The sequence below is a fragment of the Acinetobacter lwoffii genome (assembly GCF_024129685.1).
GTDB lineage: Bacteria > Pseudomonadota > Gammaproteobacteria > Pseudomonadales > Moraxellaceae > Acinetobacter > Acinetobacter lwoffii_X.
This window is the reverse complement of sequence record NZ_JAMXXL010000012.1, coordinates 25,328-50,095: the sequence shown is the minus strand read 5'-3', so window position 1 is coordinate 50,095 and position 24,768 is coordinate 25,328. Positions and strand designations below refer to the sequence as shown.

Genomic DNA, 24,768 nt, shown 5'->3' with positions numbered 1-24,768 from the left:
AATGTAAACAGTTCTTAAGCTGTTTTACTTTTTTTAAGTTTTTGCTGGATAAAGCCAATCACACCTGGCAATACACTTAAAATAATGATGCCAAAAATTAGATAGGTGAAGTTGTCTTTAACGATCGGCATATTGCCAAACATATAGCCCAAAATGACAAATGAGCTAATCCAGGCAAATGCACCCACCACATTATAGGTCAGGAAATATTTGTAATTCATGCTGCCAGCACCGGCAACGAAGGGTGCAAAGGTACGGGCAAAAGGAACAAAACGCGCGAAAATAATAGTCTTACCACCATGTCTGGCAAAGAATTGCTGGGTCGCCAATAAATGTTTTTTATTGATGAAGCGCGATTCGATCTCGAAAACCCGAGGACCAATATATTTACCAATATGATAATTCAGGGTATCACCCAGAACTGCTGCAACAAACAAGAGTGGAATCAGCACCCATGGATCCATCGCACCTGTAGAGGCTGCCAGTGCCCCTGCTGCAAATAGCAAGCTGTCGCCGGGCAGGAACGGCATCACCACCAGACCTGTTTCTACAAAGATAATCAGGAAAAGAATGGCATAAATCCAGATCCCGTAATTGGTGATAAATTCAAGCAAGTGATCATCAACATGCAAGATAAAATCAATCAGTTCCATGAGCCCAGTACAAGCAAAAGTGTGGTCAAATCCTAACAGCCCGGGGCATGAAAGTCAGTACCAGAAAGTAAAATAATTAACGCTTCATTCATCTTCAATCGAGCCAAAATTTCTCTTACATATTATCTTCAGATTTTTATAAAAATAGACTTAATTGGATTAAATCTTGAGCTTAAAAATATAAAAATGAAAGATCAAACAAGGCATCCGAAGGGATGCTTTGTTGTGCTAGAAATATAATGCAATCAACTAAATGCATACCTAATGCGAATTGTGTGCTTAATGCGCTGAAAAATGTTAGAATACGGCGCTTATCTTTCGTTTGCCTTTCATAGTTGTTCGTCATGACTACCAATACTCAAATTACTGAAGATCGTATCCTGATTCTGGATTTCGGTTCTCAATATAGTCAGCTCATCGCACGTCGTGTTCGTGAAGCTGGTGTATATTCTGAAATGTATGCCTATGATATGTCTGAAGAAGACATTCGTGCATTTAATCCAAACGGTATCATCTTGTCTGGTGGACCTGAGAGCGTTCACCTTGAAGGCAGCCCGCGTGCGCCGCAAGTGGTATTCGAACTTGGTGTGCCAGTATTGGGTATTTGTTATGGCCTGCAAACCATGTGCGAACAGCTTGGCGGTAAAGTTGAGCCGGGTCATGTACATGAGTTTGGCTATGCAGAAGTAGATATTGTTGTACGTGACAAGCTGATCGGTAATTTACAGGACCGTGAAAACCAGCTGCATGTCTGGATGAGCCATGGCGATAAAGTTGCCCGTATTCCAGAAGGCTTCCAAATCACTGCACAGACGCCAAGCTGTCCAATTGCGATGGTTTCTGACGAAACTCGCCGTTTCTATGGTATTCAGTTCCATCCTGAAGTGACACATACTTCTAAAGGTGCAGAATTACTGTCGAACTTCGTGCATCAAATTTGTGGCTGTCGCGGTCTGTGGACGCCAGAACACATTATTGATCTACGTGTAGAACAGCTTCGCCAACAGATTGGTGATGAAAAAGTATTACTAGGACTTTCTGGTGGTGTGGATTCATCTGTAGTGGCAGCGCTGTTGCATAAAGCGATCGGTGATCAGCTGACCTGTGTATTTGTAGACAATGGTCTGCTTCGTTTGAACGAAGGCGATCAAGTGATGCAAATGTTTGCTGACAACATGGGTATCCGCGTGATTCGTGCTGATGCTGAAGAGCGTTTCTTGACTGCGCTTGCAGGTGAAGTTGATCCTGAAGCAAAACGTAAAATTATTGGCCGTGAATTTATTGCTGTCTTCGCTGAAGAAGCACGTAAATTAGATGGCGTAAAATTCCTTGCACAAGGTACGATTTATCCAGACGTGATTGAATCTGCTGCAAGCAAGCAGGGCAAGGCGCATGTGATTAAATCGCACCACAATGTGGGTGGTTTACCAGCAGATCTAGCGTTTGAACTAGTTGAACCATTACGTGACTTGTTTAAAGATGAAGTGCGTAAATTGGGTACGACTTTAGGTTTGCCACACAGCATGATCTATCGTCATCCATTCCCAGGCCCAGGTCTAGGTGTGCGTATCTTGGGTGAAGTGAAAAAAGAATATGCAGACATTTTACGTCTTGCAGATGACATCTTCATGCAAGAACTGCGTGCCAGCGGCTGGTATGACAAGACTGCTCAAGCATTTGCAGTATTCCAGCCAGTAAAATCGGTGGGTGTAGTCGGTGATGGCCGTCGTTATGCATGGGTGATTGCACTGCGTGCGGTAGAAACCGTGGACTTTATGACGGCTCGTTTCGCGCATCTTCCTTATGATTTAGTCGATAAGATCTCGACCCGTATCATGAATGAAATTGCTGAAGTTTCTCGTGTTGTGTATGACGTATCGTCTAAACCACCAGCAACAATTGAATGGGAGTAATTTAGGGGTTTCGGACAGCACTGCTGTCCGCCTAAATTACGCCAAGCGCTATGCGCGTGGCAGTATCTGGTTTATCAGATATAACCTAATAAAAAAGAGCGCTTCGGCGCTCTTTTTTTGATTTATACTGAATAAAAATAAACCTTTAAAAGCTAAAAAATGCCTTTACCTACTTATGATCAATTAATGCTGCCTTTAATGAAATTATTATCAGAATTAAATGAGCCAATAAAAATTTCGGATGCTGCGAATATCCTAGCTGAACGTTCCAATTTACACGAAGAGGATTTAAATAAAATTCTTCCGAGCGGGAAAAATATATTTAAAGATAGAGTGGCATGGGCAAAGACCTACTTAGTTAAGGCGGGCTTAGTTCAACAACCGAAGAGAGCATATTGTGAGATTAGTAGCTTGGGTAGACAGGTTGATTTAAAAAGTTTAGATGCTATAACAAATGAATATTTAGCACAGTTCAACGGATTTTCAGATTTTAAATTAGGAAAGAAAAATAAAGAGGAGTTTGGGATCGGGAATCTACAAGTTATTGAAAGCCTAAATAGTTACCAAGAAACTCAGACTCCAGAAGAAACAATCCAGAACACAACGGAATTATTAAAATCTGATTTGAAAAGTGATTTGCTTCAGATGGTAAAAGATAAATCTCCTTCATTTTTTGAAAGACTGGTTGTCGATCTTCTGGTGGCAATGGGCTACGGCGGTTCACATCAAGATGCAGCTCAAGCGATTGGTAAAACCAACGATGGTGGAATTGATGGTGTAATTAGTGAAGATCGATTAGGGCTAGATAAAATTTACATCCAAGCGAAACGTTGGAAAGATACTGTTGGTCGTCCCGACATTCAACAGTTTAAAGGTGCTTTGGCCGATCAAGTTGCTAAGAAGGGTGTATTCATTACTACGTCAAGTTTCAGTAAAGAGGCCATTGAGTCGGCAAGAAAATCCGGTATTGTTTTAATTGATGGCGATAAGCTGACGTCTTTAATGATTGAATTTGGTTTAGGTGTACAAATAGAACGTAGTTTTCATATCTATAAAATCGACCAAGATCGTTTTGATGAAGATAATTTTTAACGGGTAATTTAAGCCGGTTTAACCTGCCAGTTTTGCAGCTCCCCAGCTAAACTTTGCTCCAGATCTGGATCATAAGCTTCAACCCGATTCCGTCCATTGGCTTTAGCCTGATATAAGGCAATATCGGCCTGTTTAATCAGGGTCATTAAATCTGTTTCACAGCTTTCCAGAATGGCAGCACCAATCGAAATGCTAAAACTGAAACGATGCTGGCTGTCTAGATCGATCACAATATTTTCAATGTTATGCCTTAAACGCTCGGCAACTTTTAGCGCTTCATCCAGAGAGGTTTCGGGTAAAAATGCAATAAATTCTTCACCGCCATAGTGTGCCAAAATATCATGCTGTCGCATTTCACTGCGTGTGCTCAGGGCAATCGTCTGTAAGACCTGATCTCCGATATCATGACCATAACGATCATTAATCTGCTTAAAATGATCCACATCAAATACCAGTAAATTCATAGGTACCGGTTGATCAAAATTCTGTTGTACCAGTTGTTGCGCGAGATATTCAAAACAGCGACGGTTATTCAGGCCGGTGAGGGAATCGGTATGGGCCATATTTTCAAAGGCCTGCCGGTTATATTCATTCAGGGTATGCTGCAAGAATACCATGCGTGATTTTAAGGTTGAGCTCCAACTAATATAAAGACTGAAGGTCAATACCGGCAGATAAATCAGGGAAAATAAAAACATCTGGTACAGGTCAGACCGAGTATTGAAATATACGCCGATGTAAATTATCAGGGTAATCAGACTCGAAGTAATCAAAGACGGCCAGAACCGGATCTGCACACATAAATTGGCCAACACAATAAAGACCAAGGAGGCATATTGATAAATGAGGGTATAAGCACTTTCAGACTAGGGCGTGTCCTCATTTGAAAAATTGGTTTTAAATACTTAAAATCCTCCTTTAAGCTCTTTTGATTTCTATATTTTTTCAATGGCACGTACTCTTCTCACCGATGATATCTGGCAGCAAATTCAAGATACTATGCGATTACACGGTTGTTACTGTTCAAAGAATAGTAGAAATATCATGGAAGCGATCTTATGGAAACTGCGTACAGGCGCCACATGGCGTGATATTCCCCAAGAATTTTGTCCTTGGCAAACTGCTTACAATCGCTTTAATCGTTGGGCAAGCAAGGGATTGTGGGATAAATTTTTTTTAGATTACGAGGCGTCTTGGATCAAGAATGGGTATTCATTGACGGAAGTTACATACGCGTGCATCAACATGCAAGTGGAGCTCGGCATGGTTTCGAAAGAGCAATTGGACAATCACGTGGTGGACGAACAACAAAAATACATCTTGCAACCGACGCGAATGGATTACCGATTGATTTTAAAATCACTGGGGGTGACGTCCACGACAGTCAAGTTGCAAAACAACTGATTGATACGGTAGACGAGGCAACTTATCTCATTGCTGATAAGGGGTATGATGCTGAGTACATTAGAATATATGCCAAGAACAAGAATATGATTCCCATTATTCCATTGAGATCAAACAGTAAGAGATCGAATAAGGAATTTGATAAATATCTATATAAATTAAGACACTTAGTTGAAAATGCATTTTCGAGATTAAAACATTTCCGTGCTATTGCAACTCGATTTGATAAACTGGCACGCAATTATAAATCTATGATTCGTATAGCCTGTATATTTATTTGGTGCAAAGCCAAATGAGGACACACCCTAGTTTAGATTAAAAAACCAGATGGCACTTGCGCCAATAATTGAGGTAGGCAAGAGTAAATCAAACACAGGTAAATTGCGATAAGAGTGATACATCCAGATCGTGATCAGTACGATCAGGATGGTATAGCTGATTTTGGTCAAAATGAGCAACTTGAGAATATCATTCAGCACCAGAATATCGGCGAGGGTATAAGAGGCATATGCCAGCTGTGCGAATAAATTAACCTGTAACAAGTATTTTAAAGTGAGCTTTTTTTGATGGGCATAGTAGGCCGGTTTTAAAGGCGCAGGAATACGGACAAGCGGATCTTGAAGAGCCTCCTGAATCAGGGTACGTGATTCTTTTTCGTTATCATGCGGCATGCAGCCTTCCCAAATTAAAATATATAAAAATGAATAAGATGAAATTTATATATAGTTGTATAAAAAATATTCTATTCTTTTGTTGGATATTTTAAAAGTGGAAGAATCAAATTTATTTTATAAAATGAAATCCCCGATTAACGCATTCTAAGAATGATCCTAGCTTATAGAACAGACTAATGATTCAGCTTTAATTCGCCGTTGACTGGGCTGGTTGAGTGTCTGGCTTAAATACATTCCAGGGATTTTCTGTTGCTGGCTTGGGCTTATTCAGCATATCCGGATGATAGACTTCAATCCGGTTTCGGCCAGACTTCTTGGCTTGATATAAGGCGATATCGGCTTGTTTGATCAGATCTTCCAGAGTCTGGGTATGGGATTCTAGTTCTGCAACACCGATCGAAATGGTGAACCGGATGGCATGATTGGATTCAACATAAATATACTGCTTTTGAATTGCACAACGAATTCGTTCTGCAATCACCAGGCTGTCTTGCAGCTGAGTATCTTCCAAGAGGGCAATAAACTCTTCCCCACCAAAACGTGCCAGTACATCGCTATGCCGCATTTCTTTACGGGTCACCTCAGCAATTAGTTGTAGCACCCGATCACCGACATCATGCCCATAGCTATCATTAATATTTTTAAAATGATCCACATCAAACATCAACAGGCAGCTACTGGCATGTTTAGGCCATTGATGAATAGAGCGTTCAGCCATATCGACAAAATGGCGACGGTTGTAGAGCTGGGTCAAATCATCGGTATGGGCCAGATTCTTTAAGGTTTGATAGTTCCATTCATCAAGCAGGGAGCGCAAAAAAGAACGCCGCACATTTAGAATATTATTCCAGTTAATATAAATACTAAAAAACCACAGTGGACTAAAGACCACGCTAAAAATAAAGGCTTGAGAAGCACTCATGAACTGGGATACCCCAAGCATGATAAACAGGGCGATCAAGATGGAGCAATAGACCGCGACTTTAAACTGGGTCTGTATACAGAGATTGGCGATGAGAATAAAGATCGCAGAGGCGTAAATATAAGTGGCAACATGCGGACTGGTTGAAAGCGCGAGTAAGCCAATCCAGGCCGCTGCAGCCACAGTGGTGCCTATCGGCAAGATTCTGTCCAGAATCTGAATATTTTTATGTTTTTTAAACAAGTAATAACAGCAAAACATCGTGCCCAGAACCAAAACGACGCGCATCAGACCAGAAATAAAAAACATGTCTGGAATAATCAGAATATCGGCAAAGAAATACAGTAAAAAGGCTATTTGCGCCAGATAGTTAATCTGACGCAAGTTATGATGACTATGCGTATAGACATAATCATGAAAATACTGCTGAAACGGGGCAGGAATACGGGCATGAGGATCTGTCAGCGCCTGTTCAATCAGCTGACGGTTTTGCAGATCACATTCAGATAATTTCAGTGATTTATCGGTCGTCGAATTTTGAAAAGATACATTCGCCGTTGAATATATATTCTCATTCTGAGCAGACATGTCCTGGTCCAGTATTATTTTTATAGGTGCCTATTATGCCGTGGTTGAGTAAAAAATAACCTCCCAAAAATTGGGTATCCGGGAAGTTTTTAATGCTAAAACGTAACAAAATTTGTGTTTTGTTAAATGGAAAGTGATTGAAATACATGAATAATCATCTTATTCATGGGGGCTTTGGATGTTGTTGATTCGTTTCACGTGAAACATAAATGACATTCCTGATCTTCAGTTTATTTAAACTCATAACGCCATGTACCTAAATCATGATTGACTTGCTAAAACTCAAGTTTGGGGCTTTGGATACAAATCTCATCAGCTTTTCAGGATTTAAATTGATGGGACTAATGAGGAGTTTTATACGTATCTAAATATTTCCAAGGATAGATTTTGCCCATAGACCCTGTACATTGTCCTGAACAGAGAGGCATCTTGAATCGGTCAAATGCATGTCTCAGCCACTCAAAAGTAGAATGAAAATGCCGAGGTAAGCTCAGCCATGTCGAATAATAGTGATATTGAACTGTCGAATTCCGATGATTGTGAAAAGTACGTGAATCAGTTTATTCAGGAGTTTCCTTTACGTCGCGCGGAAATCGGGCAGGGCACCGTGATTAAACGCGCCTTGCCGAGCCGGCATAAGCGCATGATTGGTGCCTGGTGTTTTCTGGATCATGCGGGTCCGGCCAGTTTCCCGCAAGGAGATGGTCTGGATATCGGCCCTCATCCACACATTGGTCTGCAGACCTTTACCTGGATGATCGAAGGCAGCATGATGCACAATGACAGTCTGGGAAATCAGCAATTGATTCGTCCCAAGCAGGTCAATCTGATGACCTCGGGTTATGGCATTTCACATACCGAAGTCTCTCCTGAAAGTGAAACGCATATGCATGCAGCGCAGTTATGGATTGCCTTGCCGGATGACAAGATCAATATGGCACCGGGTTTTGAACATTATCCTGAATTGCCGGTCATAAATGAGCAAGGCATTGAGTTTACCGTGCTGGTCGGAGAATATTTAAAAACGAGATCACCAGTTAAAGTGCATAGCGAACTGCTCGGAGTAGACCTGTATGCAGCTCAAAGTACCAGTGCGCGCTTGCCGCTGAATCCGAAATTTGAATATGGCTTTATGGTGCTTGAAGGGACGGCCAGCATTAATGGGCATGAACTGACTGAAGATAATATGCTGATCCTGGAGCCGGGGTTGCAGCAAGTCAATGCTGAAATTCATACCGGGAGCCGGGTGCTATTGATTGGTGGGGAACCATTTGAAAGCCCGATTTTACTGTGGTGGAATCTGGTCGGGCGTACGACAGAGGAACTTAAAATTGCGCGGGAACAATGGATTGAAGGTCATGAACGTTTTAGTTCCATTCCTGCCTATGATGGGCCACGTTTAGAAGCGCCTGCATTTCCAGACCAGATGCGTGCTTCCCGATAAATGCTAAAAATGATGGGAATATGGAGCGCTGTCTGAGTTGAACTCAAATAGTGAATCTACAACATAGGATACATATCATTACAGTCATCAAAAAATGAGCTAGAGTCTGCTGCTTTTTGCTATGCTCGAAAAGTAAGAACAATAAAATCATGAGTCTAATATGCGTGTTTTACATCATCTCGAACAATCACGATCATTTCGTATCCTGTGGGCCATGGAAGAATTAGGACTGGATTACGAGGTTAAATACTATAAACGTCAACCCAACCTTTCTGCGCCACCGGCCTTAAAACAGATCCATCCGTTGGGTAAGGCTCCGATTCTGGTCGATCAGTCGCAGGTACTGGCAGAATCTGCGGCGATCCTGGAATATTTGCAGGAAACTTATGATGAACAGCAGCAGTTTCGCCCAGAAGATATTGCCGACAAGGCCCAGTACCGTTACTGGATGCATTATGCGGAAGGCTCGTTGATGCCGCTGCTGGTAATGCAACTGGTGATGACCACTGTACCAAAACATACCCCGTTGCTGATTCGGCCGGTGGCCAAGAAAATCTGTGATGGAGTGAAAAAACAGTTTGTACAGAGCCGTTTAAAAGATCATATCCAGTTTCTGGAAAGCTATTTGAGCGAGCATGATTATTTTGCCGGGCATTTCAGTTTTGCCGATATTCAGATGAGTTTTCCTTTGGAAGCGATGCAGAGCCGGACGGGTCAAAGCTATCCAGCGATTCAAGCCTATCTGAAACGGGTCTCGCAACGTGCAGCCTATGCGCGTGCACTGTCCAAAGAAAAACAGATCAGCTCTTAAGTACTTAAAAGAAAAGGTACCAATGGCACCTTTTTTGATGGGTATCTTACTCTGGAAAGCTGAGACGCTCTTTGGGGAAAATCACCTTAAAGGTAGAGCCTTGGTTTTCCTTGGACTCAATTTCCAGATGTGCCTGATGTTGCATCAGCACATGTTTGACAATTGCCAATCCCAAACCGGTACCGCCAGTACGGCGGCTGCGGTCTGAATCGATGCGGTAAAAACGCTCGGTCAGACGTGGCAGATGCTTGGGATCAATCCCGATACCGTTATCTTGCACCACAAAATAAGCCGATTCACCATCATCATGCCAGCCGATGGTGATGGTGCCGCCTTTAGGCGTGTACTTGATGGCATTGATGATCAGGTTACTAAAGGCGCTAGCCAATTCCATATCTGAACCGATCAGATCGCAATGACTGTCAATGTCCAGATTCAGGGTATGACCATAATCAATATTATAGGCCTGGGCATCATCGAATAGCTGGTTCATCAGACTCGGCATTTCAATGATCTGGTTTTTGGCAATATTCTTATCATTTTCCAGACGTGACAGCAGCAGCAGGTCGTTGACCAGAGCATTCATGCGTCGGGTTTGCGACTGCATCTGATCAAAAGCGCGTTTCCAGCGTGGATTAATATCTTCCTGATCGGTAAAGGTTTCAATATAGCCACTGAGCACGGTCAAAGGAGTGCGCAGTTCATGTGAAATATTGTCGACAAAATCCTTTCGCATCTGTTCCAGATTATGCATCCTGGTCACATCATAAGCGACCAGTACCCGGCTTTCTCCACCAAAACGGGTCATTTTGACCTGCACATAATGGTCTTCGAACAGCGAAGAACGCATTTTCAGGCCGTCGGGAGATTCATCAATATGGTGATAGTATTCGATAAAGCTTGGTTGGCGTAGCAAGGTCAGGATATTACGGCGACGGTCGTCACTGGAGATTCCGAGCAGACGTTCGGCTGCCGGATTCCACCATTCAATCTGCTGGTTTTCATCAAGTAGTACCACAGCTTCTTGCAAGGCCACCAGTGAAGACTGTGCACGATCAATCAGTTCGACCATTTCCGCCTGAACAATCCGTTCCTGACGTTGGGCGCGGTAAACATTGAAAAGTAGCGCACCCCAAATCCCGCCAATATTTGGTGGAACATCATAAGGGCGATTGGAAATCCATTCATTGACCAGATATAAGGAACGCATTTGGGTCGCAAAGAACGCCACGAAAGCAATTACGATACAAATCCAGAAATACCCAATCCCAAAACCGATAAAGCTGGCGATAATCAGGAAAAAAGCCAGTAGGCGTAAATCCTGCTTCGCAAAATCCCATAAACTGCTGTAACGGATTCTTTTGTGTTCGCGTGCCAGTTCGGGGACAGGGTAGGGTTCATACATAAAACAAGATTTACCTTAAAAGATATTAACCTAAAGCGACATCTGAACGCGTCGAGAAACGATACCCCGTTCCGCGAACGGTCTGTACAAAACGGTCTACACCATAAGGTTCCAGCACTTTACGCAAACGGCGGATATGCACATCGATAGTCCGGTCTTCAATATAGACGTTACCGCCCCAAACCTGATCCAGCAATTGCGCACGGGTATAGGCACGTTCCGGATGGGTCATGAAGAATGCCAGTAAACGGTATTCAGTCGGACCCATTTCCAGAATGTTGTTACCAAAATTCACCCGCTGGCTGACCGGATCCAGAATCAAGCCGTTGGCATCAATAGTTTTTTCACCGCTCAGGGCATTGGCGCGGCGCAGTACCGCCTTAATCCGCGAGACCAGTTCCCGGGTCGAGAATGGCTTGGTCATGTAGTCATCGGCACCGGCATCCAGACCTTGTACCTTGTGGTCTTCTTCACCGCGCGCTGTGAGCATAATCACCGGAATTTCTGACAGGCTTTCATCACGTTTCAGACGACGACACAGGTCCACACCGCTGACGCCACCTGGCATCATCCAGTCCAGCAAAATCAGTGCCGGACGCTGATCCACAATCATCTGATGCGCCTGCTTGGCATCTTCTGCCTGCAAGCACTGAAAACCGGCCATATCCAGAGAGGTATGGATCATTTCCCGAATCGGGAGCTCGTCATCGACGATTAATATGTAGTCATCTTTCACAACGCAATACCCTATTTCATGTAAACGGTGAACCGTTTTATATTTATGACAGGCTTATTACAAAGACTAATTATGACAGTATCATTGCAGAAAGGGAAAAACTGCTGATATTCGCAAAGATTTGTGACAAATATAATGCAGAAACTTGTTAAAAAATCATAAATTAATTTTACTCATTTCCGTAGTACAGCATAAATATTTCATTCACTACAGAAAAGATGGAAACCTATTAAGCACAGGATTTAACAGCTATTTTTTCTCGGAAAATGACTCGAGCAGCGCCAAAAAAACCACACTACAAGACGATAAAACTTCCTCAAGCGAATGCTTAAAACCGCTCATCACCCAACGAATAGCAATTTGGGTGACATAGCCATTTAAACCAGTCGAAACCAGGGAAATTTCCTGCTCGCTGCGATTTAATTGCGGCATCATCACCATGACAAAGGCATGAATCATGCGGTCGAAACGTGACATGGTTTCATGAATAGTGGCCTGATTATGCAGCTCCTGTACCAGCATGGCATCGATATAAATGATCCGTGCCATGCGCGGATTGTCACGCAGGGTAGTGAGTAGAGCAGTCAGACCGGCTTCGATCATTTTTTTCGGATCGGTCGATGCCTGCATCATGGCCTGCATCACATTCTGTTGCAGTTCATCAATCAGTTTTAAGAAAATGGTCTGAAACAGATGTTCGCTTTTCTTGAAAGATTCATAAAAATAACGTTCAGTCAGTTTGGCTTCATTGCAGATATCTTTGACGGTAACTGAAAAAAAACCATAACTACCATAGGCTTCAATCCCGGCTTCGATGAGCTTTTCACGACGTGCCTGCTGCCGTTCAGCCATCGACAGGCCTTTAAACTGACGTTCCTTAGTTTTGGAGGGTCGCGATTTTTCTGCTGAGTCGATTGAATCGGTCATAAGGCCTGTGTGCTCATCTGCATGAAGATTTTGAATATCTTAGCAATAAATCATGCTTAGACCTATATGGAAATGCTGCCCTGGAATTTGGCCTCTAAGGACATGGGATAATTATTGACAATCTATATTGTCAAAACTATATTGAGGGTCTGTGCTAGCTCCTGAAACAACAGAACAAGATCCTGCTGTCATGGAATGGCAGTTCTTTACATAAGGAAATTGAATGAAAAATTTTAACAATAAAGTCGCTGCAATTACTGGTGCCGGTTCAGGGATTGGCCAGCAACTGGCGGTATTGCTGGCCCAGCAGGGTTGTCATCTGGCGCTGAGTGATATCAATGAACAGGGTCTGGCGCAAACGCTCGAATTGCTTAAAGAGAGTGATGTTCGTGTCACCATTCAGAAAGTAAACGTAGCTGAATTGGAACAGGTACGTAACTGGGCGGCACAGGTTGAACAGGATCATGGCAGTGTCAATATGATCTTTAACAACGCTGGCGTTGCGCTGGGTTCAACCGTTGAAGGGGCGTCTTATGAAGAACTAGAATGGATTGTCAGAATCAATTTCTGGGGCGTAGTTTACGGAACCAAAGAATTTCTGCCACTGATCAAGAAAACCGGCGATGGGCATGTCATCAATATTTCCAGCCTGTTTGGTTTAACGGCGCAGCCGACCCAGTCTGCTTATAATGCGACCAAGTTTGCGGTACGTGGTTTTACTGAATCCCTGCGTCAGGAACTGGATCTGGAAAATTGTGGGGTGAGTGCACTGTGTGTACATCCTGGCGGTATCCGTACCAATATTGCCAATGCGGCAAAAATGAATAACAGTTTGCTAACTTTAGGGATGAATCCGGAAAAATCTGCCCGTAATTTTAATAAATTATTGCGTTGTCCACCTGCAGAAGCTGCACGACAAATTCTGGAGGCGGTACAAAAAGACAAGCGCCGTCTGCTGATCGGTAATGATGCTAAAGCGATTGACCTGATTCAGCGGATCTTACCAACTGGTTATCAGCATGTCACTGCACTGGCGACCCAGTTTGGCAAAAAGAAGAAAAAATCTGCTTAAAAAATTGCAGAACAGACCCGCGAAAGCGGGTTTTTTATCGCTGTAATAGGGTCTAATTTTTTGCAAATGAGAGTGTTAAATCCTGTAATGCTTTAGGCACGTAAAAAAACCTGCATCTAAATCAACGCTTCAACCGTTTTTTTCTTCCAGACCAACTGGTAATACAGTCCCTGCAAAATACACAGGCTGACAAAGGCCAACGCGTAGGCATACCAGATACCTTCCAGACCCCACCACCGGCTAAACAGATAAGCGGCGGGAACTTCAATACAGAGAATGGCAAAAATATTAATCAACATTGGCATGGTCACCGTTCCACTTGAACGCATGATCGAAGCAAAAATGGCACTGGCACCAAAGAACAGAATCGACCACAGCACAATAAACAGCAGTTGTTGTCCCAGTACTATAACCTTAGGATCGGTAATAAACAGCGCCATCAGATATTTGGAGAACAGGTAGGCCAGAATCACCAAACCGCCGGTAAACAGGATATTCATACTCAGCGCAGTCCGGGTCACTTTATTGAGCAGATCCGATTTACCTGCGCCAATCGCTTGCGCACCAAATACAGATGCGGCAATTGCAATCGACAAAGCCGGAAATTGAATATAATTTAAGACCTGATTGACTGCACCATAGGCCGCTGTTGCTTCTGCGCCATAGCGGTTGACCAGTCCGACAATTACCAATCCGGCAACTGAAGTCGTGACCATTTGCACACCAGTAGGAACCCCCAGTTTCAAGATCATTCTGCTCAACTGTGGTTGATGACGAATATTTTTTAATAAGGCCCAGTCCAGCTTGAGCGGATGTTGCCTATAGTTCAAATACAGGATTAAAAACAACAGAACCGCCAGATTTCCCAGAATGGTGGCAATCGCCGGTGAGATAATGCCCATTTTAGGAAAGCCAAAATAACCGGCAATCAGGACCGGTGTCACCACCAAACCGACCCCAATGGTAAGTGCGGAAGCAAACAGGGGCGTGGTACTATCCCCAACGCCACGCAAGATGGAAGTATAAATAATATAGATAAAAATTAAGGGACTACCCGCCAGCATCCATTGTACATAGGGCAAGGACAAATGCATCACATCTGGATCTGTGCCGAGTGCCAAGAGAATATTCTCAGCAAAAATTACCCCGAGAAGCGCAATTAAGCTGCCGCCAATCAAGGTCATAAATAAAGTTGAACCAACCACACAGCGGACTTTTTCTATATTTTTTCCACCCCAAGCCTGGCCAATCAATACGGTAGAACCGGCGGACAAACCAATCACAAAAGCCATCAGACAAAACAGGATCGGAAAAAAAACGGCAACAGCAGCAATTGCATTGACCCCAAGCATTTGTCCCACAAAAACCGTATTGATCGTGCCGGAGAGACTTTGCAGGATATTGGTCGCAATTAATGGCAACAGAAATACCAGAAAGGCTTTCCATAAATTCTGTTGATGAATCAGTGAGTGCTGTGCCATGCGACATCCTGTGATTGAATTATCATCTATTTATTGATGCAGCTATTATTCGGCAGAATATAAGAAAAAGCCTTAGCTTTTAAGTAACTAAGGCATTTATTTTATGAGATTTTTAGTTAAAAAATGAGTTAAACCTTTGAAAGAATTTGACCTGCCTGGATCAGAGTTTGTTCTTTTTTTGCAAAGCAGAACCTGAGCAGACGTAAATCGGCAGGAGGGTGCTGGTAGAATGCGGAGACTGGAATCGCCACAATCCCATGTTGTTCTGCCAGAAAATGACACATGGACAGATCATCAAGCTCAGGGCGAATCTCCGAATAATCTAAGTTCTGAAAATAAGTCCCTTGAGAAGGTGTCCACTTAAAGCGTGATGTTTTAATGGATGAGTTAAATAAATCCCGTTTATTTTGATAAAACTGGGACAGTTCGCGTATATGCTCAGGATGCAGTTGCATATATTCCGCCAAAGCGACCTGAACGGGTGTTACACCGCAGAAGCTGGCAAACTGATAAATCTGTCTGAACATTCTCATCAGTGCCGGTGCAGCAATACAAAATCCGGTTTTCCAGCCCGTGACATGGAAGGTTTTACCAAAAGAACCAATCACGAAGCTACGCTCGCGAAGTTCTGGAAATGACCAGGCCGAATAGTGCTGAACGCCGTCAAAAACCAGATGTTCATAGACTTCATCGGACAGCACCACAATATTGCGCTCGCGAATCAGTTCGATCAGTTGCTGCCAGTCTGCCTTGGACCAGACACTCCCACTCGGATTATGCGGCGTATTCACCACAATCATGCGGGTACGGTCATTAATGGCATCTTTGACCTGATTCCAGTCTACAGAAAAATCAGGATGCTGCAAAGCAATATGCACTGGCTTTGCCCCGACCAGTTGTACCGCAGGTCCATAACTGTCATAGCTCGGGTCGAAAATAATCACTTCTTCACCGGCGCGCACCGTGGCTTGAATGGCACAAAAAATCGCAATCGTGGCCCCAGGCGTAATCGTGATTTCCTCGAAAGGATCAATAATCAGTTGATCACGCTGCTGATAGAGATCTGCCACTAGACCTCGCAAGACTGGCAGACCATCTCCCGGAGCGTACTGGTTAAATCCATTCTGGCTGGCCCGGTTTAAAGCTTCAATCAAGGCAGGAGGCGCTGCAAAGTCTGGAAATCCTTGAGAAAGATTCAAGGCTCCGAGTTTTTGTGCCAAGGCCGACATGGTACTAAAAATGGTCACGCCCAAATCGGGTAATTTAGAAGGGAGTTCCAGCATGTCCTTGGCCTTGAAGAATGAGATCTGAATGAGTGTAGCAGCAAGTTCCGTATAGGATAATCGGAAAAATAGGGAATATTGAGCAATATTTTTAATTAAGATGTACCACATGCAATTTAAGATTTTTAATTGAAGGGCCATAAATTAAAGGCCTAATTATGTGAAATGCATCGTGAACTGGACGAAATGGATAACTTTTCCTAAAATCTGCCGCACAATAATAAAGCTTAAAATTATAACTATAAAATGCCAAAACCTATCCATATGCTGGTGGAGCAGCTCGGGCTTAAGCGACAGCATCGTGCGCTACATTTACAGTTTTCACATCCTCCTTTAAATCATCAGGTTTTGATTCAGCGTATTGAGGGTCAGCATCAGATCAATCAAGGCCTGCAGGCTGAACTGATCTGTCTTTCCACTCATGCTCATATTGCCTTGAAACAGTTTATCGGCTGTCGGGTGGCCATTGATCAGGTCACAGACCGGGGTGAACTTTTCCGGACTACGGGCATTATTACTGCAGCCAGCCAAGGACAAGATGATGGAGCTTTGACCCTGTATAAATTGACGCTAAATGACCCGACTGCACTCTGGCAGAAGCGCCGTAACAGTCGGGTTTTTATGAACAAGACGGTGCGCGAGATCAGTGAAATCCTGTTCAGTGAATGGCAAAACAGAAGTGCATTATTCGCTGCCAGTCTCAGCCTGGATTTGACAGGACTCAGCCGGGACTATGATGTCCGGCCTTTTGTGATGCAGTCGAATGAATCGGATTATGATTTTCTGACCCGTTTATGGCGTAGCGAAGGAATTAACTGGCTGATTGATGAAAAGCAATTAACTGTGCCTGTATCAGCCAGCGAGATTCAAGCTCAGCTTTTAAAACTGGTAGATCATTCCCAATATTTTTCAGCTTTAAAACGCCGCTCCATCCGGTTTCATCGCAGTCATGCCACCGAACAGCTCGACACGCTGAACAGTCTGATTGCGGTACGTCAGCTCAATCCGAATAGTACCCAGACCCAGCGTTGGCATGCCCAGCAACTTGCCCAGGATCAAAGCCAGCCTTTATTCAGTAATCATCAGCAAAGTGATATCCATGCAAATGCCACTCTTCAGCTTGAAGATGCGTGGAACATCAGTCCGGCTTGGACCGGCGACTTAAATCATGAGGATCAGGTGACAGCATCTGGTATAGCCCAACTGGATCGACTCAATCAGCAGCTCAGTGACTATCATGCTTTGCAGTCTAAATATTTTAAAGCCAGTAGCAGCGTACGAGATGCTCAGGTTGGATACTGGTTTGAACTGCAACAGCATCCTGAAATTGATCAGCATCCTGCCCATCAACGTGAATTTCTGATTTTGGCTAAGCGGTTTTATAACCAGAACAATTTACCCAAAGATATCTTATCTCAGCTGGACAGTTTGCTTGAGAAGAGCGGCTGGCAGATGACACAGGAGGAACGACAGGCCAATGAACTACAGATGGTGCGCCGTGAAATCCAGGTTGTTCCTGAGTACCACCCCTTCATTCATCGGCCTGCTGCATATCCGCAACGGGCTCGAGTGGTCGGACCTGAAGGTGAAACGATTCATGTCGATGCATGGGGGCGGGTGAAAGTTCGTTTTCTGTTTACCCGGAGTGAGGATCATCAGCATGATGGCGGCGCAGGTAGCAATGACAATGATAGCGATTCTGCTTGGGTGGATGTTTTGACCCCTTGGGCGGGTGAGGGTTATGGCATCAGGTTGCATCCGCGAATTGGCGAAATTGTAGTGATTGACTTCTTTGAAGGTGATATCGACCGGCCCTTTGTGGTGGGACGGATTCATGAAGCAGAACGGTATCCGACCATGTTTGATGCGAAAGGAGAACTTCCTGCGACCAAAAAACTTAGTGGTATCCGTTCTCAGGAGGTCGATGGCGAAGGTTTTAACCAGCTTCGTTTTGATGATACCCCTGAACAGATCAGTGTACAGCTGCAAAGTAGTCATGCAGCCAGTCAGCTCAATCTGGGAAATCTAAGTCACCCCAAAGAAAGTGAAAGCAGTGAAGGTCGAGGTGAAGGTTTTGAACTAAGGACAGACCAGTGGGGTGCCCTACGAGCAGGAAACGGCTTATTAATCTCCACTTATCGGCAAGATTCAGCAGCAGGCAATCACCTAGAGGCTGACCCAGCCAAAGAACAGCTTGAATCGAATCTCAATCATAGTAAAGCCTTGAGTGATATTGCAGAAAAACAGCAGGCTGATCCATTGGAATTTTTTGATAGTTTAAAACAGTTTTTGAATCAGATTGAAGCTGAAGATCAAGCCAAGGCTGCCGCATTTAAACAGGCCGTGATGTTATTAACTGCCCCCCAAACGATTGCACTGAGCACAAATGAAAATATTCATTTATCCGCTGATCAGCAAATCAATCAGAGTGCCGGGAATAATATTCATTTATCCACACAGAAATCTTTAGTTGCTCATGCACAGGACAAGATCAGTTTATTTGCTGCTCAAGAGGGTGCGAGTCTCTATGCTGCTCAAGGAAAAATTGAACTACAAGCCCAAGATGATGCGATTGAAGCGATTGCCCGCAAGGTAATCAAGCTTATTTCGACTGAAGACAAGATCGAAATCACCAGTCCGAAGGAGATCGTACTGACCGCTGGAGGGTCTCAAATTAAGATCAATGGTGGTGGAGTAATGGTCACAACTGGTGGGAAATTTGAGTGTAAGGCAGGGCAGCATAGTTTTATAGGAGGGGCTAAAATTTTCTATGAAATTCCTGAGTTACCTAAAGCTGGCCCCTACGCTGTAGATTTTTTATTCAGTAGTTTAGGTGGTAAAGGCATTGAAGGTGCACAGGTAACTATGTTCACACCCAAAAATAAGGAAATCTTGTGGGAAAGTAAAACTGATTTGAATGGTAAGACTCAATTATCTATTTTTGAAGAATCATTAGCTTATGAAGCATTAGTTGGATTTAATCAATGGTCAAGTATCTTTGAAGATTTGGAAACTAAAGTAACTGATATAGAAGATGAATTTGATGTGGGAGAGCATGGAATTCAGTTAGAAGACATTAAATAATTATAAAGGTACTCTCTGTGAATTATTATATTGTAAAAAAAGGAGATACATTATGGGGTATCTCAAGAAAATTTAATATTACTGTAAAAAAAATAGCTGAACTTAATGAGTTAAATAGTTCTGCTATTCATAAAATAAAAATAGGTCAAAAAATATATATTAGTAAAACAGATAAGATTAATGCTGAAGTAGTTTTAAGAATTATATTATTAGATTTGTCCTTTAAGTTAATCCCAAAAGGTATTGTAAAATTAGAATATGATGGTAAGTCAAATGACATAGTTTTCAAAGATGGTGTGATCTATGATTTAGAAATTTTAGATCATTCAAAGGGACTAAAAGTTTATTATAAAAATATTAAAGGTACCTTTGATTTAATAGCTAATTATAAAAGTTTACCTATAGGGAAAAAAGTTTTAAGGTTGACTTCAAGGCAAATGAAGGTTTCAGGTACTCACTATCCTAAATCAGGTATAGTCCAGCAGAAAGTTGATGAAATTAAAAAATCATTAAAAAATTTAGCAGAGCCAATTATAAGGGGAGGAGATGAACAAAATACTAGTCAATCATCTATAATTTTACCCGAACCAAGAAACGATCAAAAAAGGACTGATTTGGGTAATAGTACTCATATAATTGCAAGTCAATTTACAGAAGAGAACTTTATTCTAAATACAGTAAATAATAAATATAGAAAATTTGTTATAGATGCTTCAAGGCGTCATGGGTTTACACCTCATAGCCTCGCAGCTTTAATCCATGCTGAGGCTGCAAAAAAAAGTAATGGTGAATGGGATCCGGAAAGTTTTAATGCAAGTACAAATGCTGCTGGATTAACACAATTTTTAAAAGGTACGTGGCTTGAAATTTGTAAAAATCAAGATACTTTAATAGGGCAATATGCTTCAAAAATTAAGAAACTTACTGAGAAGCAACTTCTCAGTCTGAGATTCAATCCTGAATTCTCTATTGATGCAGCAGCAGCTTATGCAGTTGTTAACTTTAAATGGTCAAAATTACCTTATCAAAAATTAACAGAACCAAGTTCAATCGCGAAACTTGCTTATCTATTACATCATGAAGGAGCAGGCGGTACTAGGTCATTCATACAGAATAGTTTTTCTCAAGAAAGAGCGAAAAATTTATTATTTGCACAATTTGGAAGTAAAGGTAAACAAAGAGCTTCAGATTATTTGAAAAGATATAATGATGATGCAAAAGCTGCCTATGGAGCATGGTTAAGAGCTTATATTGATGCACATATTAATATTTATGATTATGTACTGGATAAATCAAAAACTTCCGGGGCGAATTTATCTTTAGAGGAAACAATAAAAATTTTATTAGGACAAGCTTCTTCACCAACACCAACACCAACACCAACACCAACACCAATCTCAAGTAAAGAAGTACAAGAAAATAAAACTGTAGGAGGAAGTGAAATATGGGTAGATCCTTTATCAGTAAATAAGTTAAGAACTGCTGGTCTTGCAAATATCAAAAGTGCCACCTTTGGGAAGGTTAGAAATGGAGGTACAAGAAATCATCAAGGTATAGATCTAGCTGCTGACTCAGGTACAAATATTTTTGCAGTATGTAGTGGCATTATTGCTGTCGCAAAGGATAGTGGAGGGCCATATGGTAAAATTGTTGTATTAGAAGTAAATATTGATGATCTGCCTATACAACAAAAAAAATATGCATTAAAAAAAATTATAAATAGCAATTTTATTTATTTTTTTTATGCTCATTTATCTATTATAAATGTTGAAAAGGGAGATGCTGTGGATGTTACGACAGTTTTAGGTAAAACAGGGTCTAGTGGAAATGCGAGTGGAATGACTACTATATCAAAGGGTGGACATTTGCATTTTGAGACGAGAAGTTCGCCATTGTTGGGTAAAGGTTTACAAGGAAGATTTGATCCTATTCCTTTTTTTCTAACAAAATTAATTTAGGCTTTTTGAAATATGAAAATAATTAAATTTCTGGTAATAATTGGTAGTTTTTTTTCATTATCATGTCATTCTAAAAATATAGATTGGAACGATTATCAGCAGAGTGCTATACAGATTAATGAACCAGTTTTATTTTTAGATCATTTTGGTGAATTCTCTCAATTAAATAATAACTTAAAGTTAGGTTTAATTGATTATGGAAATAAAAATAAAAAATATTCTGGTGGGAATTACGTCCTTAAAATTTATGGTATTGAGGTCTTAAATAATCAAAAAGAATATTATTTATTTAAAAGTACAGTACCTTTGAAGTCTAGTGTTGATTTAAAAATACTCTATCAAGATGAAAAAATAGTGGCTTTTCGAACACGAGAATTCAGCGAAATAGATTATGTAAAAAGACCTTATAAAAAATTTAGCTCTAATTTATTTATATATAACAAATTATCAAATTTAGTTGTTGAAGCTCCAGTAGTAGACTCTTCATCTGCTAATTTAGAGAGTGATTATGTAAATATATTAGCGGGTGATAATTTTTCTTATATTCTAAAAGAAAAAAAATATTTATATGAAGCAGATGTTAGAGAGTCTAGTGGTAAATTAGAGAAGTATAAATTAATATTAAATTCTGAATTGAAATGTTTGTCATCTACATTAGGGTGTGAAAGTATAAACTCTCAAAAATCACTTAAAAAATAGTTTATTTGATTGCTACATTATTAATGTAGCAATCCTTTTTTCTTTTACCCTTCCAAAACCTCTTCCAGCAACTCCTCACTCGGTGCAAAGTAATAGGCACCATCTAGAGGTGTTACGAAATGAAGCAGACGATCATGAATTCCATCGCCAGAGGTACCAAACATACGTTCTAACATAGCATCGATAATCGTAAGGTCTTTGGTGTAGGCAATAAAGAATAGACCCTGGTCACCACGTCCATCACCATAAGGCAGAGAATGACGTAGGATTTCCATTTCTTCGCCTTCTTCATCTTCCACTACAGTACGTGACACGTGCGCATTTTCAGGTTTGACTTCATCATCCAGCTCAATCGATTCAAGCTTGGTACGACCCATAACCTGTTCCTGAGTATCAACTTTTAGCTTTTTCCATTTTTCCAGGTTATGCGCGTAACGTTGGGCAAAAATAAATGAACCATCTTGGAAAATACCTGAATCTTCACCTAATAATGCGACTTCAGCACGATCATCCGGGAATTGCGGATTTTCAGTTCCATCAATAAAGCCAGTTATGTCACGACCATCAAAATAGCGGAAGCAAACCCGCTCATCCAGCACCTGAACCTGATCCTGAATGCCTTCAAAAAAAGCCTGACTGAGCGCAAAACAGATATCAGCACGGGCACTGGCAATATGAATGATCATATCTGCCGGAACCACTGGCATTTCAAATGAACCATGAATGGGCTCAAGCTGTTTAAAGCCTGCAGGAGCTTGATCATAAAGTTTTGCCCACAGTTCAGGACCAAAAGCCACTGCCGTTTTAATTTGTGCTTGAGGATGTTGCGTAATAAGACGATCACGCGAAGTAAAAAGATGTTCGAGTTGTTCTTTTAATTGTTCAATACTCAAATCTTTAAGACGTAAAACAATAAAACGGGCATGATCTGAAGGAAGTGGCAAGATTACCGATTGGGCTGTCATTCATGGCTCCTGTAAGGATAGATCCTGTTTTTAATGTACATATTGTGCCTGAAGCTAGACAGAGTGAATAGTGCAATGCCTTATATTTAAGCAGGTTTTTAGCCTGATTTTATTAGAAAATTCATATAATATTGGGCAAGTTTTGCTGAGTTAAATATCCATGTCCTATCAAATGTGGTTTGCCTATATGCTGGCCTGCTGGGTGATTAGTGTGTCTCCGGGCGCAGGAGCGATTGCTTCCATGTCGAGTGGACTGAATTATGGTTTTCGGCATGGTTACTGGAATGCGCTGGGCCTGCAACTGGCATTATTGGTACAGATTGCAGTGGTTGCGGCAGGCGTGGGAGTTTTGTTTGCGACAACCCCATGGGCATTTTTAGTGGTGAAATGGTTTGGTGTCGGCTATTTATTGTATTTGGCTATTTTGCAATGGAAAGCACCTGTACAATCTATCGAAATTAAACATGAATTGGCGCGAAAATCGAGAGGGAAACTGGTACTGCATGGTTTCTTGGTTAATATCACTAATCCTAAAGCCATCGTATTTTTACTGGCCGTCTTGCCGCAATTTCTGGATTTGTCTAAGCCACAATGGATTCAGTATTTGATTATGGCTGCGACAATGGTGACGATTGATCTGATTGTGATGGCGGGTTATACCGGATTGGCTGCTAAAGTTTTAAGGCTGCTTAGATCGCCGAAACAACAAAAAGTCATGAACCGGACTTTTGCCGGGTTATTTGCCGGCGCTGCATTTTTATTGAGTTTGGTGCATCAATAAAGAGTCTTTGCTCTCTCCTTAAAGGAGAGAGGCGGAATAGATCATTAGAAAATCATCATGATTTAACAGAAATATTAAGCCAGCTTTTTAAACTTCTGCACGCAAAAGAACAGTGCAAATAGCACCGCCATGGTCAGTACAATAGTTAAACCTGTCGAAGTATTGAGACCGGCACTCGACCACAGGCCTACGGTCACCCCAATTTGCGCAATCACGAATGCCCAGATCACCATTTGTTTGGGTGAGTGTGCAAGTAATCGTGCAGTCAGGGCAGGGATCACCAGTAATGCCCCCATCAAGAGTGAACCGACTGCTTTCAGGGCAAGCACGGTAAACAATGCCAATAACAACATAAAGATCAGGCGTTGCCATTTGGCATTTACACCTTCACTGACCGCCATGTCCGGATCAATTGCGATTTGAATCTGCGCTTGCCAGCTTTTATAGAGGACGGCTAAGGCCAGAATAATCACAATGGCAAAGGTGGGTAAGTCCGCCCAAGAAATCGTAAGTAAATCACCAAATAGGTAGCTGAGAAGTTCCGGTCTTAAACTCGGTAAATGCTGAATGAATAATAATCCCGAGCAAAGCAGTGTTGCTGAACACAGCGCCAGCAAGGCATCATTGGGCAGGCGCGGATCATGCAGTACCCACAAAATCCCGACCAATAATAAGGCAATAAAAGTTACACCCATCCACAGCGGTAAACTTAAAGCTCCAGCAATGGCAACACCGAGTAAAGTACCGTGTGCCATGGTGTCGGCAAAGAATGACATACGCCGCCAGAGCATGAGACAGCCCAGCGGTGCAGTCAGAAATACCAATAGCGTTCCCATGATCCATGCAGGTAAAAGGAGTTGTAACCAATCCATCATG

General features: G+C 42.0%; 19 protein-coding genes and 2 pseudogenes. 10 read left to right on the top strand and 11 right to left on the bottom strand.

All coding sequences use genetic code 11. From position 1 onward, the window contains the following. Positions 1-14: 14 nt before the first annotated feature. The gene (locus tag NI464_RS07815) at positions 15-653 is read right to left on the bottom strand and encodes a DedA family protein (protein WP_004644839.1); all 639 of its coding nucleotides are present in this window, start codon (positions 651-653) and stop codon (positions 15-17) included. Between the two features lie 344 nt (positions 654-997). Between NI464_RS07815 and guaA the strand changes: the two genes are divergently transcribed. Together guaA and NI464_RS07805 are read left to right on the top strand one after the other, a co-directional pair. Next, a complete protein-coding gene (gene guaA, locus NI464_RS07810; RefSeq protein ID WP_004280963.1) occupies positions 998-2,566 on the top strand; it encodes a glutamine-hydrolyzing GMP synthase in 1,569 nt (522 codons plus the stop codon). A gap of 159 nt (positions 2,567-2,725) precedes the next feature. Continuing rightward, the gene (locus NI464_RS07805) at positions 2,726-3,658 is read left to right on the top strand and encodes a restriction endonuclease (RefSeq protein WP_253138112.1); all 933 of its coding nucleotides are present in this window, start codon (positions 2,726-2,728) and stop codon (positions 3,656-3,658) included. 8 nt (positions 3,659-3,666) lie between these two features. Here NI464_RS07805 and NI464_RS07800 read toward each other — a convergent pair. Beyond that, positions 3,667-4,524: pseudogene (locus tag NI464_RS07800) on the bottom strand (GGDEF domain-containing protein); the annotation flags it as partial. 82 nt (positions 4,525-4,606) lie between these two features. Here NI464_RS07800 and NI464_RS07795 point away from each other — a divergent pair. Beyond that, a protein-coding gene (locus tag NI464_RS07795; protein ID WP_411800830.1) for an IS5 family transposase occupies positions 4,607-5,358 on the top strand; the annotation gives its coding sequence in 2 pieces (ribosomal slippage) (positions 4,607-4,841 and positions 4,841-5,358; 753 coding nt in all). A gap of 12 nt (positions 5,359-5,370) precedes the next feature. Here the strand turns inward: NI464_RS07795 and NI464_RS07790 are convergent. Together NI464_RS07790 and NI464_RS07785 are read right to left on the bottom strand one after the other, a co-directional pair. After that, positions 5,371-5,733 (bottom strand): annotated as a pseudogene (locus NI464_RS07790) (GGDEF domain-containing protein); the annotation flags it as partial. Positions 5,734-5,923: 190 nt separating this feature from the next. Then, a complete protein-coding gene (locus NI464_RS07785; protein ID WP_253138110.1) occupies positions 5,924-7,246 on the bottom strand; it encodes a GGDEF domain-containing protein in 1,323 nt (440 codons plus the stop codon). A gap of 496 nt (positions 7,247-7,742) precedes the next feature. Between NI464_RS07785 and NI464_RS07780 the strand changes: the two genes are divergently transcribed. Both NI464_RS07780 and NI464_RS07775 read left to right on the top strand, forming a co-directional pair. Continuing rightward, positions 7,743-8,690 (top strand): pirin family protein, encoded by a 948-nt coding sequence (locus NI464_RS07780; RefSeq protein WP_253138109.1) that lies wholly within the window; start codon positions 7,743-7,745, stop codon positions 8,688-8,690. Between the two features lie 160 nt (positions 8,691-8,850). Further along, positions 8,851-9,501, top strand: a complete 651-nt coding sequence (locus NI464_RS07775) for a glutathione S-transferase family protein (RefSeq protein WP_005245338.1) — start codon at positions 8,851-8,853, stop codon at positions 9,499-9,501. 46 nt (positions 9,502-9,547) lie between these two features. Here NI464_RS07775 and phoR read toward each other — a convergent pair whose 3' ends face one another. From phoR to NI464_RS07760, 3 genes are all read right to left on the bottom strand, one after another. Continuing rightward, entirely contained in the window at positions 9,548-10,906 is a 1,359-nt protein-coding gene (gene phoR, locus NI464_RS07770) for a phosphate regulon sensor histidine kinase PhoR (protein ID WP_253138108.1), read from the bottom strand. A gap of 25 nt (positions 10,907-10,931) precedes the next feature. Continuing rightward, positions 10,932-11,642 carry a phosphate regulon transcriptional regulator PhoB gene (gene phoB / locus NI464_RS07765; protein ID WP_004280972.1) on the bottom strand — a complete coding sequence of 237 codons (711 nt, stop codon included), beginning with the start codon at positions 11,640-11,642 and terminating at the stop codon, positions 10,932-10,934. 249 nt (positions 11,643-11,891) lie between these two features. Further along, positions 11,892-12,569, bottom strand: coding sequence for a TetR/AcrR family transcriptional regulator (locus NI464_RS07760; RefSeq protein WP_253138107.1), 678 nt, complete (start codon positions 12,567-12,569; stop codon positions 11,892-11,894). 223 nt (positions 12,570-12,792) lie between these two features. Between NI464_RS07760 and NI464_RS07755 the strand changes: the two genes are divergently transcribed. Then, complete coding sequence (locus NI464_RS07755; protein WP_253138106.1) at positions 12,793-13,641, top strand: SDR family NAD(P)-dependent oxidoreductase; 849 nt, start codon at positions 12,793-12,795, stop codon at positions 13,639-13,641. A 116-nt stretch (positions 13,642-13,757) separates the two neighbouring features. On the opposite strand, the gene NI464_RS07750 is transcribed toward NI464_RS07755, so the two are convergent. Then, positions 13,758-15,122, bottom strand: coding sequence for an MATE family efflux transporter (locus tag NI464_RS07750; RefSeq protein ID WP_004732635.1), 1,365 nt, complete (start codon positions 15,120-15,122; stop codon positions 13,758-13,760). 128 nt (positions 15,123-15,250) lie between these two features. Further along, positions 15,251-16,405 carry a methionine aminotransferase gene (locus tag NI464_RS07745; protein WP_253138133.1) on the bottom strand — a complete coding sequence of 385 codons (1,155 nt, stop codon included), beginning with the start codon at positions 16,403-16,405 and terminating at the stop codon, positions 15,251-15,253. Positions 16,406-16,651: 246 nt separating this feature from the next. On the opposite strand from NI464_RS07745, the gene NI464_RS07740 reads away from it, so the two are divergent. From NI464_RS07740 to NI464_RS07730, 3 genes are read left to right on the top strand one after another with little or no spacing between them, the layout of a single operon-like run. Then, complete coding sequence (locus tag NI464_RS07740) at positions 16,652-19,489, top strand: type VI secretion system Vgr family protein (RefSeq protein ID WP_253138105.1); 2,838 nt, start codon at positions 16,652-16,654, stop codon at positions 19,487-19,489. A gap of 17 nt (positions 19,490-19,506) precedes the next feature. Then, positions 19,507-21,447, top strand: a complete 1,941-nt coding sequence (locus NI464_RS07735) for a LysM peptidoglycan-binding domain-containing protein (protein ID WP_253138104.1) — start codon at positions 19,507-19,509, stop codon at positions 21,445-21,447. A 12-nt stretch (positions 21,448-21,459) separates the two neighbouring features. Continuing rightward, positions 21,460-22,146: a hypothetical protein gene (locus NI464_RS07730; RefSeq protein ID WP_005108400.1), complete on the top strand. Its 687-nt coding sequence runs from the start codon at positions 21,460-21,462 to the stop codon at positions 22,144-22,146. A 44-nt stretch (positions 22,147-22,190) separates the two neighbouring features. Here the strand turns inward: NI464_RS07730 and NI464_RS07725 are convergent, their stop codons facing one another. Beyond that, the gene (locus tag NI464_RS07725; protein ID WP_224217153.1) at positions 22,191-23,111 is read right to left on the bottom strand and encodes a Dyp-type peroxidase; all 921 of its coding nucleotides are present in this window, start codon (positions 23,109-23,111) and stop codon (positions 22,191-22,193) included. A gap of 160 nt (positions 23,112-23,271) precedes the next feature. On the opposite strand from NI464_RS07725, the gene NI464_RS07720 reads away from it, so the two are divergent. Then, positions 23,272-23,892: a LysE family transporter gene (locus NI464_RS07720; protein WP_004280977.1), complete on the top strand. Its 621-nt coding sequence runs from the start codon at positions 23,272-23,274 to the stop codon at positions 23,890-23,892. Positions 23,893-23,966: 74 nt separating this feature from the next. Here the strand turns inward: NI464_RS07720 and znuB are convergent, their stop codons facing one another. Then, the gene (gene znuB, locus NI464_RS07715) at positions 23,967-24,767 is read right to left on the bottom strand and encodes a zinc ABC transporter permease subunit ZnuB (RefSeq protein WP_005108403.1); all 801 of its coding nucleotides are present in this window, start codon (positions 24,765-24,767) and stop codon (positions 23,967-23,969) included. Position 24,768 lies beyond the last annotated feature (1 nt).

Coding starts and splice junctions, on each gene's coding strand:
- NI464_RS07815 (WP_004644839.1), bottom strand. CDS start 653: ATGGAACTGATTGATTTTATCTTGCATGTTGATGATCACTTGCTTGAA.
- guaA (WP_004280963.1), top strand. CDS start 998: ATGACTACCAATACTCAAATTACTGAAGATCGTATCCTGATTCTGGAT.
- NI464_RS07805 (WP_253138112.1), top strand. CDS start 2,726: ATGCCTTTACCTACTTATGATCAATTAATGCTGCCTTTAATGAAATTA.
- NI464_RS07785 (WP_253138110.1), bottom strand. CDS start 7,246: ATGTCTGCTCAGAATGAGAATATATATTCAACGGCGAATGTATCTTTT.
- NI464_RS07780 (WP_253138109.1), top strand. CDS start 7,743: ATGTCGAATAATAGTGATATTGAACTGTCGAATTCCGATGATTGTGAA.
- NI464_RS07775 (WP_005245338.1), top strand. CDS start 8,851: ATGCGTGTTTTACATCATCTCGAACAATCACGATCATTTCGTATCCTG.
- phoR (WP_253138108.1), bottom strand. CDS start 10,906: ATGTATGAACCCTACCCTGTCCCCGAACTGGCACGCGAACACAAAAGA.
- NI464_RS07760 (WP_253138107.1), bottom strand. CDS start 12,569: ATGACCGATTCAATCGACTCAGCAGAAAAATCGCGACCCTCCAAAACT.
- NI464_RS07755 (WP_253138106.1), top strand. CDS start 12,793: ATGAAAAATTTTAACAATAAAGTCGCTGCAATTACTGGTGCCGGTTCA.
- NI464_RS07750 (WP_004732635.1), bottom strand. CDS start 15,122: ATGGCACAGCACTCACTGATTCATCAACAGAATTTATGGAAAGCCTTT.
- NI464_RS07745 (WP_253138133.1), bottom strand. CDS start 16,405: ATGCTGGAACTCCCTTCTAAATTACCCGATTTGGGCGTGACCATTTTT.
- NI464_RS07740 (WP_253138105.1), top strand. CDS start 16,652: ATGCCAAAACCTATCCATATGCTGGTGGAGCAGCTCGGGCTTAAGCGA.
- NI464_RS07730 (WP_005108400.1), top strand. CDS start 21,460: ATGAAAATAATTAAATTTCTGGTAATAATTGGTAGTTTTTTTTCATTA.
- NI464_RS07725 (WP_224217153.1), bottom strand. CDS start 23,111: ATGACAGCCCAATCGGTAATCTTGCCACTTCCTTCAGATCATGCCCGT.
- NI464_RS07720 (WP_004280977.1), top strand. CDS start 23,272: ATGTCCTATCAAATGTGGTTTGCCTATATGCTGGCCTGCTGGGTGATT.
- znuB (WP_005108403.1), bottom strand. CDS start 24,767: ATGATGGATTGGTTACAACTCCTTTTACCTGCATGGATCATGGGAACG.